9 protein-coding genes and 1 pseudogene are annotated in these 12,117 nt (G+C 36.5%); 4 read left to right on the forward strand and 6 right to left on the reverse strand.

Going from position 1 to position 12,117, the window contains the following annotated elements:
• Positions 1–24 precede the first annotated feature (24 nt).
• From dxs to T420_RS0102090, 3 genes and pseudogenes are all read left to right on the forward strand, one after another.
• Positions 25–1,947, forward strand: a complete 1,923-nt coding sequence (gene dxs, locus T420_RS0102080; protein ID WP_013544775.1) for a 1-deoxy-D-xylulose-5-phosphate synthase — start codon at positions 25–27, stop codon at positions 1,945–1,947.
• Positions 1,948–1,953: 6 nt separating this feature from the next.
• Positions 1,954–2,681 (forward strand): annotated as a pseudogene (locus tag T420_RS07490) (SAM-dependent methyltransferase).
• A complete protein-coding gene (locus T420_RS0102090; RefSeq protein ID WP_013544778.1) occupies positions 2,659–3,912 on the forward strand; it encodes a class I SAM-dependent RNA methyltransferase in 1,254 nt (417 codons plus the stop codon). Before T420_RS07490 ends, T420_RS0102090 begins: the two are co-directional and overlap by 23 nt.
• A 74-nt stretch (positions 3,913–3,986) precedes the next feature.
• Here T420_RS0102090 and tldD read toward each other — a convergent pair whose 3' ends face one another.
• Positions 3,987–5,405, reverse strand: coding sequence for a metalloprotease TldD (gene tldD / locus T420_RS0102095; RefSeq protein ID WP_013544779.1), 1,419 nt, complete (start codon positions 5,403–5,405; stop codon positions 3,987–3,989).
• Positions 5,406–5,500: 95 nt separating this feature from the next.
• A complete protein-coding gene (locus T420_RS0102100; RefSeq protein ID WP_026501098.1) occupies positions 5,501–6,037 on the reverse strand; it encodes an invasion associated locus B family protein in 537 nt (178 codons plus the stop codon).
• A gap of 400 nt (positions 6,038–6,437) precedes the next feature.
• Between T420_RS0102100 and T420_RS0102105 the strand changes: the two genes are divergently transcribed.
• Positions 6,438–7,373 (forward strand): heme o synthase, encoded by a 936-nt coding sequence (locus T420_RS0102105; RefSeq protein WP_013544781.1) that lies wholly within the window; start codon positions 6,438–6,440, stop codon positions 7,371–7,373.
• 573 nt (positions 7,374–7,946) lie between these two features.
• On the opposite strand, the gene T420_RS0102110 is transcribed toward T420_RS0102105, so the two are convergent.
• The 4 genes from T420_RS0102110 to murJ all read right to left on the reverse strand — a co-directional run bounded on the left by T420_RS0102110 (position 7,947) and on the right by murJ (position 11,834).
• A complete protein-coding gene (locus T420_RS0102110; protein ID WP_013544782.1) occupies positions 7,947–8,537 on the reverse strand; it encodes a NifU family protein in 591 nt (196 codons plus the stop codon).
• Positions 8,538–8,591: 54 nt separating this feature from the next.
• Complete coding sequence (locus T420_RS0102115) at positions 8,592–9,083, reverse strand: universal stress protein (RefSeq protein WP_013544783.1); 492 nt, start codon at positions 9,081–9,083, stop codon at positions 8,592–8,594.
• A 46-nt stretch (positions 9,084–9,129) separates the two neighbouring features.
• Positions 9,130–10,146 (reverse strand): tryptophan--tRNA ligase, encoded by a 1,017-nt coding sequence (gene trpS, locus T420_RS0102120; protein ID WP_423775980.1) that lies wholly within the window; start codon positions 10,144–10,146, stop codon positions 9,130–9,132.
• 125 nt (positions 10,147–10,271) lie between these two features.
• Positions 10,272–11,834 (reverse strand): murein biosynthesis integral membrane protein MurJ, encoded by a 1,563-nt coding sequence (gene murJ, locus T420_RS0102125; protein WP_013544785.1) that lies wholly within the window; start codon positions 11,832–11,834, stop codon positions 10,272–10,274.
• Between the last annotated feature and the right edge of the window lie 283 nt (positions 11,835–12,117).

A 12,117-nucleotide genomic window follows, 5' to 3' on the forward strand; every position in this document is an offset into this window, starting at 1 on the left:
TCTATACTAAAAAAGGAGTTCTTTTTGTCTCGCCCATTAACGCCGTTACTTGATCTGATACATTTGCCACAAGATTTGCGGGCGTTACCTGAGTCTAATTTGCTACAGTTAGCTCATGAATTGCGCACTGAAACAATTGATACGGTTTCTGTAACGGGCGGTCATCTTGGGGCGGGTCTCGGTGTCATTGAACTCACTATTGCGCTACATTATGTTTTTAATACACCTGATGATAGGATTATTTGGGATGTAGGTCATCAAACCTATCCCCATAAAATTTTAACTGGTCGCAGAGATAGAATTCGCACATTGCGTCAAGAGGGTGGTCTATCAGGTTTTACAAAGCGTTCAGAAAGTGTGTATGATCCATTTGGTGCTGGCCATTCTTCTACTTCAATTTCAGCTGGTCTTGGTATGGCGATGGTTAGTGCATTGAAAGCTGAGGAAAGACGCAACATTATTTCTGTGATTGGTGATGGTGCTATATCTGCAGGTATGGCTTATGAAGCGATGAATAATGCTGGTGCTTTAGATGCACGCTTGATTGTTATCCTTAATGATAATGATATGTCTATTGCACCTCCTACTGGTGCTATGAGTGCTCATCTTGCACGATTGGTTTCCCGTCCATCTTATCGTAACTTACGTCAACGGATAAAGATTTTAAGCAAAAAATTACCAAAATTCTTTTTGGAGAAAGCACGTTATTCAGAAGAATTTGCGCGTAGTTTTTTTGTTGGGGGAACCTTATTTGATGAGCTTGGTTTTTACTATGTTGGACCGATAGATGGTCATAATTTTGGGCATTTGTTGCCTGTGTTGAAAAATGTTCGCGAATGTCCTGATGGTCCTGTTTTAGTGCATGTGGTAACGCATAAAGGCAAAGGATACGCACCTGCAGAAGCATCATCTGATAAATATCATGGTGTTAATCGTTTTGATGTCATTACAGGTAAACAAGTTAAAGCACAAAGTAACTCTCTTTCTTATACTAAAGTGTTCTCTAAAGCTTTAATAGAGGAGGCTACACATGATAATAAAATTGTTGGCATCACGGCAGCAATGCCAAATGGAACAGGACTTGACTTTTTTGCTGAAAAATTTCCAAAAAGGATGTTTGATGTTGGTATTGCTGAGCAGCATGCTGTAACTTTTGCTGCAGGTATTGCCAGTGAGGGATATAAACCCTTTGTTGCGATCTATTCTACTTTTTTACAGCGTGCTTATGATCAGATTATCCATGATGTATCGCTCCAAAAATTACCGGTGCGTTTTGCCATTGATAGAGCAGGCTTTGTTGGAGCAGATGGTGCAACGCACGCGGGGAGTTTTGATATTGTTTTTTTGGCAACTCTTCCTGATTTTGTGATTATGGCACCTTCTGATGAGGTTGAACTTATGCATATGGTGCGTACTGCGGCAGCTTATGATCAGGGACCCATTTCTTTTCGTTATCCGCGTGGTGAGGGTATTGGTATGGATTTGCCGCAGCGGGGTGAATTGCTTGAAATTGGGAAAGGGCGGGTTTTGTGTGAAGGAAGTAAGATCGCTCTGGTTTGTTTTGGAACACGATTGTCTGAAGTATTGGTCGCAGCTGACGAATTAGTGGTAGAAGGATTGTCTACGACTGTTGCAGATGCCCGGTTTGCGAAGCCTTTGGATAGGGATTTGATGCGTCGGTTAGCGCGGGAGCATGAGGTTTTAGTGACAATTGAAGAAGGAGCGATAGGTGGATTTGGAGCACACTTACTGCAGTTTTTGTCGCAAGAAGGGCTCTTAGAGCATGGTTTAAAAGTCCGTACCTTAAAGTTTCCTGATAAATATTTAAATCATGGTTTGCCAGATAAGGTTCTCTCACAAATTGGACTTGATGCGACAGGTATTATTAATACTGTTTTTAGTGCTTTAGGACGTAAACTTCGGCCTATATTGCGAACTCGAGTATAAAAAAGACTGGATATCCTTTTAATTGAAAAAAATTTGCAACTCATTCACGAGCATGTGATGCAGTTGCACGGAAAACAGTTAAAGTAGATAGAAAAATCGTTTTTAAAGCTGGAAAAATGATTTCTGATGATGGGATGATTATAGTTTCTGACTCTGTACAAAGTAAAGTTATGTATTTTGTGCAGCATTAAAACTTATTTATGCACTTGATATGTTCTCAGTAATAACAAATAAAATTACTGCAATTGATATTGATGCATCGACAGGTGAATTTACGTAAGTTCTTTTAGAACGAAGAGCCGTTTATGTTGGTCACAATCAATTTGATGCTCGTTTATTTGACAACAGTAATGTAATCTTATTAAAGGGCTTGAATGTTAGGTGTTTGAAATAGGAACATTTTAAGTGGTCATGAGATTGATCTTATTGTATTGGAGTCAGTGTGATTTCTCTTAAACTTGCATTACCATCTGTTTTGTCTTTAATCAGAAGAGTTCTCAATCGGTTTTATTGGTAAAACCTCAATTTGAAATTGGTCGAGCGGGTGTTGGTAAGAGAGAAATATTGAAAGATCCGTTAGTGGAAAAAAAACTGCTAAAGAGCTTTTTGATTGGTCGAATACTTAATAAGGATGGACTGCAAAAGGTTTGCTTCCTTCACCTATTACAGGTGGTGATAGTAATTTAGAATATTTGTTATTCGGAGAAAAAAGTGAGCAACGATGTTATAATTGACCATATTGGCGTGGACGGTCTTGGTATTGCCAAGACAGCATATGGTTCAATTTCTGTACCTTTTACTCTGCCTGGAGAGATTGTTAATGTTGCTCTTCATGGAAAATACGGTATACCTATTACTCTAAAAAAGAAATCAATAGAACGTGTTGATGCTGTTTGTCAACATTTTGAGGCATGTGGAGGATGCATGCTTCAGCATTGGCATTTTGATGCTTATCACCTTTGGAAGCGACAATTGGTTGTTGATGCGTTTAAAAAGTATGGCCTTGATGTTGTTATTTCTCCATTAATTCAATGTGGAAATTATACCCGTCGACGAGTTACTTTAACAGCATCTGTGATTCAAAAAAGTCATATTGTTGGTTTTAATCGTTATCGGTCTCATGATATTATAGCTATTAAAGAATGTCCGGTTACTCGTTCAGAGATTTTATCTAAACTGGATAATATCAGGGTGATATGTGCTCTTTTAAGAAATAACGCTAAACGGTTTCATGTGATAGTGACAGCTGTTGAAAACGGTTTTGATGTTGCTTTAATGGGCTGTGGTGTGCAAGACGAGTTTGTCTGTCAAAAAATGATACGTGCAGCTCTTTCATGTGGAATTACACGTTTATCTGTTGAAGGTGAAGTCTTAGTTGAACGAGAAAAACCATTGATTCATTTTGGAGATGTTTGTGTTGAATCTCCTATTGGTGGTTTTCTTCAAGCGACTTTTGAAGCGGAAACTATTATGGGTGATATTATTTTAACTCATTTAAAAAAAGCAAAAAATGCTGCTGATTTATTTGCAGGAGTAGGAACTTTTACTTTACGTATGGCTAAAAAGATGAATGTTCATGCAATAGAAAATGATGGAAAAGCATTAGCCAATCTGGATCAGGCAGCACGTATTGCTACCGGTTTAAAAACAGTGGTTTGTGAAAAACGTGACTTATTTCGTCGTCCACTTTCTGCAAAGGAGCTCGAATGCTTTGATAGCATTGTTTTTAATCCACCACGTTCTGGTGCAGAGAAACAGGTAAATGAATTGGCAAAAACAACAGTGGTACGTGTGGTGGCTATTTCTTGCAATCCTGTTACATTGGCTCGTGATTTATCTATTCTTGTTACTGGCGGTTATACAATAGAAAAAGTTGTACCAATTGATCAATTTTTATGGTCACCTCACATTGAAATTGTTGCAACTTTAAGCAAACGAAAAACGAAGACAAATTGGAAGCTTTAGTTAATACAATAAAAAGACTCTTTTGAATTTGAATAAGACTGAAAAATTTCCAGATTAAGTTTATCCAATTCATTCTATGAAACTGCTGTTCCACCAATTGTCATGTTATTAATTCGCAAATGAGGTTGTCCAACACCAACAGGAACGCTTTGTCCTGCTTTTCCGCACATTCCTACGCCATTATCAAGTTTGCTATCATTACCAATCATTGTGATACGTTTCATAGCATCTGGTCCATTACCAATAAGGGTCGCACCTCTGATTGGAGCTATGATTTTGCCATTTTCTACTCGATAAGCTTCGGTACAATCAAATACAAATTTTCCCGAAGTAATATCTACTTGTCCTCCACCAAACGAAACAGCATAGATACCATTTTTTAATGAGGATAAAATTTCTTCAGGTGTCTTATCTCCACCCAGCATTATTGTATTAGTCATTCGTGGTATTGGTGCATGTGCATATGATGCACGACGGCCATTCCCAGTTGGATTCATTCCCATAAGTCGGGCATTTAATCTATCTTGCATATAATTAACGAGTTTTCCATTTTCAATCAAAACATTACGATTTGATGGTGTTCCTTCATCATCGACTGTAAGTGAACCACGGCATTCAGGGATTGTACCATCATCAACAATGGTAACACCTTGTGCTGCAACTTGTTGGCCTAAAAGTCCAGAAAAAGCAGATGTCTTTTTACGGTTGAAATCTCCTTCTAAACCATGGCCAACAGCTTCATGAAGCATAACACCAGGCCATCCATTGCCTAATACAACATCAAATGTTCCTGCTGGTGCTTCTTCTGCTTCTAGATTGATTAAGGCTATTCGTAAAGCTTCATCAGCAGCTTTTTTCCAATTTTCTTCACAAATGAACTGGTCAAACATTTGTCTTCCACCACAGCCATAGGAGCCATTTTCGCGCCGATTACCATTGGCAGCGACCACTGATATAGAGAGCCGTACGAGAGGACGAATATCAAAAACAAGATGTCCATCAGCTCGTAAGATTTCGACATGCTGTAATGAGCCGGAAAGAGCAACAGTTACTTGATGCAATTTGTCGTTTTTTTCGCGTAAATATGCATCAATTTTTTGCAAAAGCGCACTTTTTTTTTCAAATGAGGGAGAAACAAGAGGACTTTCTGATTTATAAAGTCTTTTATTTGTCGGTTTAGGAGCTACACTATAAGGTCCCGCATGATTATTATAAGTTGCAGTTTTAGCTATTTCACTTGCACGTTTAAGTGCAGCAGCTGATAGTTCACCAGAGTGAGCATATCCAGTTGTTTCTCCAGCAACAACACGTAAACCAAACCCTATATCCTGATGAAATGAACCATTTTTAAGCTGTCCATTATCAAATAAAAGAACTTCACTTTCTGTATATTCAAGGTAAAGTTCACCATCATCGGCCTTATGAAGTGCTTTTTGTATAAGTGATTGCACTTTTGATGAAGAAATATCAAAACGGTCAATCAGCGATTGCATAGTAGTTATCCTATTTTATTAGTGTTTAGAGCTGAGAATTTGTTCATTTTATTTAGGAAACAAAAAGCAAAGGTATATTAGTAGTGAGTTATTTATTATGGTAAAGTCGCATAGGCATCTTTAAGGCCATTGAGATCAACCAAACCTCCAATTCCTTGCTCAGGAGTTGTAAAGATAATGTAAGTTGCTATTTTACCCTCTAAAAAGTGTTTTACTACATTCTCCTTAAGAAGCGCTTCAGCGACACAATTATCACCTGAGCAACGACGATAATCCATTTTTCCCACATCTTTATCATCAATTTTAATTATAATTCCAGATCGTAATTCAACGCGAATAGGAACAAAAACACGCATCAAAACTTCTTTGTTTTGAGGTAATTTGTAAAATGCTACACGGAAAGTAATATCACGACGCTTTTGTGCACGAACATCTTGTACAATTTCACATTGTACATTCGGTGTACCTGGTGGCAAAGAACAAATTTTCGTCCATGCACCATAAGTTTGTGGGGTAGGAACACTCTGCATATTGGACGTTTGTGCAATGACATAATTGGTAGTAACATTACAAAATATGCAAAAAATAAGAATGCTAAAAAAGTTTTTTTTGAGAAATTGATGAAGTGTCATAGAAGGCCCTATCCGAATCGATACCATATTATTGTGTATAGATTTTCATGAAAAGTAAAATTTTGAATTTTTTTTAAATATAATACAAAGTCAATATTTTTTCGAAAATATAAATTTATATGCACAGAACAGAAATAAAAATTTAAAAAGGATAGTATTCGATGGAAGTATAATCTTTTAGCGTTGCTATGCGATATTTGGTAGATTGTTTTTGTAGTACATTTCTTGAATACAATTGGAAAAATGTATTTTTGTTACAAACATTCCTAATCTGTATTGGGTATGGGGAAGATTAAGTGTATTATACATTCTTACTTAAAAACACTGTTAATTGGTTATTCCTATATTTTAGATAATGTTTGTTTGTGGATAACATAGATGAAAAAGGTCCTGTGACGGAATGTCTGTTTCAAGAGAATTACCGGCTAAAAATGGTAAATTAAGCTCAATAGCAGCTGATGTTTATAATTATGTTACATTAATGAAACCACGGGTTATGTCGCTTGTTGTGTTTACTGCTCTGGTTGGGTTAATTTTATCACCTAATGTTATGAGCCCATTACATGGTTTTTTAGCTATTTTGTGTGTAGCTCTAGGTGGTGGTGGTGCGGGAGCCCTTAATATGTGGTATGAGGCTGATATTGATGCGGTGATGAAACGTACCCAAAAGCGTCCTATTCCAACTGGTAAAATCAGTCGTAGAAAAGCATTTATTTTTGGCTTAGCTCTTTCTATGTTTTCAGTTTTGATTATGGGGATTTTCATTAATTGGTTTACAGCATTTTTTCTTTCTTTTACAATTTTCTTTTATGTTGTTATTTATACAATTTGGTTAAAGCGTGTAACATCTCAGAATATTGTGATTGGTGGTGCAGCAGGGGCTTTTCCACCAATGATTGGATGGGCAGCTGCAACAGGTACGGTGAGTTTTGAAAGCTTCCTCTTATTTTTAATCATTTTTATGTGGACTCCACCGCATTTTTGGTCTCTTTCTTTGTTCTCATCTTTTGATTATGACGCAGCAGGTATTCCTATGATGCCTAATGTACGGGGAGAGCAATCCACAAAAAATCAGATTTTAATTTATGCTATTATTATGGCGATATGCGCTATTGGTCCTTATATTATAGATTTTGCAGGTATTATCTATGGTATCTTTTCAACAATCTTAAGCACTATTTTCATTTATTTTTCTTATCGTTTATGGAAAGCTAAGAAAAATGACGAAACCGTCGTTATGGCGAAGAAAGTATTTTTCTTTTCACTATTTTATTTGTCTGCTATATTCGGCACTCTTTTGCTTGAATCCATCATTGGGCGTTTTATTATTCTGTAGTGTTTTTAAATAGATGAAAAAGTTCTATATTAATAGAATACCGTGATTGCATGCTAGAGATACCGCGTTTCTATTGGAGAAATCTAAAGTTCCTCGAAATATAATTTTTATCGATTTTAATTTCCAATTTTTGGAAAAATTATGGGTGATTTTTGTTGTTTTTTAACTGACAAGTAATGACTCATTTAAAAAATTCTAATAAATAAATTCAGTTATCAACAGTATAATGATTATTATTGTTAATAATTCTATTTTCTTTATTAATTTTATAAATTACGATCCCATTACTTACACAACAGCAAATTTATTATTCACAATATGCTTATAGAATACGCCAGGAATATTTGTAAGCTTAGAATTCCTTCTTTATAAAATACTTGCATTTTATTTATTTTTTATAATCTTCTTATACAAAGACAAGATTTGCAAGGCAAGGCCTATTAAATTATATCATAAAAAAACTTATTGTTCTGGAATGTGGGAAAAATAAAATATATTGATTTTTTAACTGTTAAAGATACTTTCTATTCAATTAAAAAATTTTTAGTGAGTACTTTTTTATCAAATGTTCTTTCACAGTGTGGCTTTTTGCGGCATAGCTTCAACACCTAAAACTTCTGGAATAAAATGCCGTAAAAGATTTTCAATACCATGTTTAAGGGTTGCTGTTGAGGAAGGGCACCCAGCACAAGCACCCCGCATGTTGAGGTAAACAATTCCGTTTTCAAAACCGCAAAAGGTAATATCACCCCCATCATTCGCTACAGCTGGGCGTATCCGCGTTTCAAGCAACTCTTTGATGACAACAACAATATCAGCATCTTTTTCATCAAAAAATTCTTTATCAAGCATATGGGCTTCCGTTTGTGTGATCACATTTGTGGTAATAACAGGATCATTGGAAAGAAAATGTTCCATAATTGTACCTAAAATTGCTGGTTTGAGATGTTGCCACTCTCCATCATTTTTGGTTATAGTAATGAAATCATAACCCAAAAAAACACTCTTTACATTTGGAATATTAAATAATTTGGCAGCAAGGGGAGAATTTTTAGCAGCTTCTTCGCGATTATAAAATTCCAAGACACCTTGAGGAAGGACAATACAGCCTGGTAAAAATTTGAGTGTTGTAGGGTTTGGTGTGCTTTCAGTTTGAATAAACATACATTATTCTTTCATTACTAAGATTTCAGAAGAAATTCATACAAAAGTACTGTTTTAGGCAACTACTTCAATTTCTTCTTCAGGGAGGTCACTTGGTATAATGGTAACGGGGATAGGAAAAGTACTTCCCCGATGAGCGATGGATTGGATAAGCGGTCCTGGTCGTTCTGTATGACAACTTGCAGCTAAAACAATGAGAGCGATATCCTGATCTTCATTAATCAGTTTGAAAATTTCATCAATTTTTTTTCCTTCACGCATAATTGTTTCTGCTTCAAGAGCTTGAGTAGTGCGCACATCATCAGCCATTTTTTCCAGAATTACACAAGCATGGGCTGTTGATTCGGTTCGCATAATTTTATCGACACCTAGAAAATGTTGAAATCCTGAGCTGTCAATAACAGAGAGTAAAATTAAGGTACCATTCGTGTTTTTAGCATGTTGCGCAGCAAAAATAACAGCGCGCCGACATTCTGGTGTTTCATCAATGATAACCAGAATTTTTCGTTTGTGATCTATTTCTTGACTTTTTCGCTTAGAGAGCATGTCATCTTATTTCTAATATTTACGGTTAAAATTTGACCATTTTGATTTATATATTGTGTACAAAACCGACAATTTCACGAATTTTTTTCATATTTTTTTCTGCTAAAAGACTTGAACGTTGTGCACCATCAAACAGAACAGAATCAATATAGGTTTTTTCTTGATAAAGACGACGTAATTCTTGTGTTATTGGTGCAAGTTTATGAACAATGATATCAGCTAAAGCTGATTTAAAAATTGAAAATTGTTTGCCTGAAAACTCTAAGAGTGCTTTTTCTTTGCTGATTTCAGCAAAAGCAGCATAAATACCCAATAAATTATTAATCTCTGGGCGTTTTTGTAAATCCGTTAATGTATCAGGAAGAGGAATAGAATCGGTTTTTGCTTTACGTATTTTTTGTACAATAAGATCAGCGTCATCGATCAAATTAATCCGTGAAAAATCAGAAGGATCTGATTTTGACATTTTTTTTGTGCCGTCACGTAAAGACATAATGCGCATAGCTGTATTTCTAAGGGCTTCTGGCATTGGAAAAAAAACTTGCTCACTTTGTTGACCATTTTGCATGGAGACACCAAAATTTAAATTTGCAATACGGTTAGCATAAATGTTGTTGAATTTTTGTGCGATATCACGTGTTAATTCAATATGTTGTGTTTGATCTTCTCCTACTGGAACGTGTGTCGCACGATAGACTAAAATATCAGCAGCCATCAAGCTTGGATAGGCAAAAAGTCCAAGGGATGTTTGTTCACGGTTTTTTCCTGCTTTATCTTTAAATTGAGTCATGCGTTGGAGCCAGCCAATACGGGCAATACAATTAAAGATCCATGCTAATTCCGCATGTTGAAAAACGCGTGATTGATTAAAAATAATCTGTTTTTGAGGGTCAATGCCAGCCGCTAAGAAGGCTGCTGTTACCATACGGGTGGACTCTGCCAAACTAAGTGAATCCGGATTAGTGGTCAGAGCATGCATATCGACAACACAATAGAGACACTTATAGGATGCTTGCAGATCTACCCACTGTTTGATGGCTCCAAGATAATTGCCAAGATGCAGATGACCGCTTGGTTGTACACCGGAAAAAACAAGGGGTGTGAAGGTGTCCATAGAAAAGGCCTTTCTTATGATATCATGTGCTTAATATGTTGTGGCGAAGCATATTTCTGAAAACAAGAGAAATATTAGAGGCGCTGTTTCACATTTTGACGTAAGAGCGATAAATAATTGGTTCCAAATAAAAGACAAATGATAAAATAAACCGATGTTGCAACAAAAATTAACCCTGCTAAGGTACTTGCACGGAGGAAAAATGAGGTCTGTGATGATAAAGTGACAGAGAAGAAACTAATAGAATAATACAAGGTTAGGGCCATGAAGAAAGATGCAATCATGAGAGATATTATCCGCTTTATCAGTTGTGCATCATATTTCCAATAGCCTCGTTTAAGAAGAACACTACAAAGCAATAGGATATTAAGCCAGCCGGCGGTGATTTCTGCGATGACGATACCTTGTGCTGACAACAATGAGAATAATATTAAGGATAGGCTGATATTGATAAAAACGCAAATGCCTGCAAAAATCATGGGTGTTTTTGTATCTTCGCGAGCAAAAAAGTTAGGAATAAAAACCTTTATGAGCACAAAAGCTGGAAGACCGATTCCATAAAGTTGCACCAATTGAGCAACACTATTTGTTGATCCGCTGGTAAATTGACCTCGTTCAAAGAGCAGACTGATAATGGGATTAGAGATCAAAAGAAAAGCAACTGATGCAGGAAGGGTTAAAAATAAAGAGAATTCAATTGCACGATTTTGCAATTCATTGGAGTCTCCATGTTTTTTGTTGCGTAGGGCTTTTGTTAACTCGGGGAGAAGAACCGTTGCAATTGCGATTCCAACTACTCCAAGTGGTAATTGGTAGAGACGATCAGCATAAACAAGAGAAGAGACAGCACCTGATTGACTAGAGGCAATATTGGTATTGATCAATAGATTGATTTGTGTAATCCCCCCTGTGATGGCAGCAGGGAAAGCTAAAATTAACAGTTGACGTACATTGGGACTAAAATGGGGTAAACGGAGGGAAATTTTCATTCCGCTTTTACGTAAAGCTATTGCCAGCAGAGTCAATTGAAGAAGACCTGCTGCTGTTACCCCCCAGGAAAGATTTAATCCAATATGCCACGCATCAAGTTGATAGATCCAAGCGTAGGCGAGTACACATATCAAGATAATATTTAAAAAGACAGGAGCAATGGCTGCAACAAAATAATGCTGAAGTGCATTAAGCATTCCCCCCATCATCGCTACCAACGACATGCAGGCTAAATAGGGGAACATGATAGCGGTAAAACGAATTGTTGCGTCAAATTTTGTAGCATCTTCCGTAAAACCTGGTGCAATCAGCGTGCGGACCAAGAAAGGCATACTCAATTCCATGATAATGGTCAAAAATAAGAGTAATGAAAACAAAACACCAAAGACTTCTTCTGCGAATTTGCATGCATTTTCTGTTCCATTTTTTGTGATTTTTTTAGAAAAAAGAGGAACAAAAGCTGCTTGAAAAGCTCCTTCAGCAAAAAAACGACGGAAGGTGTTGGGAAAACGAAAAGCAGCGTTAAACGCATCGGATACAGGACCTGTTCCAAGAGCCGCTGCCATGAGCATTTCACGGATAAAGCCAAAAAGACGGCTCGTGAGAGTTCCGGAAGCGACTGTTGCAAATTTTTTAATCAGGCTCATGAGGATATATCGGGTTTGTAATAAAGGGGAATATAAAAGCTATTCTCGATAATAAATATAATACGTATATAATATTAAAAGGGCATTCTATGACGATATTTGTTTTTCTGTCAATAAGAGCGAAGAGTGCACAGCTCACCTGTGTTATTATACTGTTTTTCTTTCACGAGTATAAATGGATCAATTATTTTTTAATAAAGGGAGCTGTATAGTTTTACAAAAAGAGAGTTATGTAAATCCTATATTTTCTGTTAACTTGATGCTCGTTCATAAAGAGAATTTC

The organism is Bartonella clarridgeiae ATCC 51734, from assembly GCF_000518185.1.
Lineage (GTDB): Bacteria > Pseudomonadota > Alphaproteobacteria > Rhizobiales > Rhizobiaceae > Bartonella > Bartonella clarridgeiae.

What these genes read in the sequence shown, in the direction of transcription:
- tldD (WP_013544779.1), bottom strand. Translation starts at nt 5,405, where the DNA reads ATGCAATCGCTGATTGACCGTTTTGATATTTCTTCATCAAAAGTGCAA.
- T420_RS0102110 (WP_013544782.1), bottom strand. Translation starts at nt 8,537, where the DNA reads ATGTTTATTCAAACTGAAAGCACACCAAACCCTACAACACTCAAATTT.
- T420_RS0102115 (WP_013544783.1), bottom strand. Translation starts at nt 9,083, where the DNA reads ATGCTCTCTAAGCGAAAAAGTCAAGAAATAGATCACAAACGAAAAATT.
- murJ (WP_013544785.1), bottom strand. Translation starts at nt 11,834, where the DNA reads ATGAGCCTGATTAAAAAATTTGCAACAGTCGCTTCCGGAACTCTCACG.
- T420_RS0102100 (WP_026501098.1), bottom strand. Translation starts at nt 6,037, where the DNA reads ATGACACTTCATCAATTTCTCAAAAAAAACTTTTTTAGCATTCTTATT.
- T420_RS0102105 (WP_013544781.1), top strand. Translation starts at nt 6,438, where the DNA reads ATGTCTGTTTCAAGAGAATTACCGGCTAAAAATGGTAAATTAAGCTCA.